The sequence below is a fragment of the Marinitenerispora sediminis genome (assembly GCF_003336425.1).
Lineage (GTDB): Bacteria > Actinomycetota > Actinomycetes > Streptosporangiales > Streptosporangiaceae > Marinitenerispora > Marinitenerispora sediminis.
The window spans coordinates 1-305 of sequence record NZ_QEIO01000412.1 but is presented as its reverse complement, the minus strand read 5'-3'; the positions used below and the strand labels follow the sequence as shown (position 1 = coordinate 305).

Genomic DNA, 305 nt, shown 5'->3' with positions numbered 1-305 from the left:
GGGCCGGGCCGTCCGAGCCGATCCGATCGTAGGGCGTCGCACCGGGGGCCGGTCCGGTCGCGCGGGCGGGCAGCGCCTACCGTGGTCAGGGACAGAACGGACAAACAGGCTGTAGGGGGACGTGTGTGACGCCGGGTCGCTCGGGGTGCTTCCCGTCCCACATGGATCACACGGGACAAACGACCAGATAAGTGGAGAACCGTGTTATCTTGCCTGATGTCACGAGTTCCAGCGCCAAGCCCCGGCTGGCTGGACGGCAACCCTCCTGACGCGGTGGGGTGCTCCGGGTGAAGACACGGCCGTCG

At 68.2% G+C, this 305-nt stretch carries 1 riboswitch.

The window, feature by feature from the left end:
* Window positions 1-217: 217 nt before the first annotated feature.
* Window positions 218-305, top strand: a riboswitch (SAM riboswitch). This riboswitch is flagged as partial in the annotation.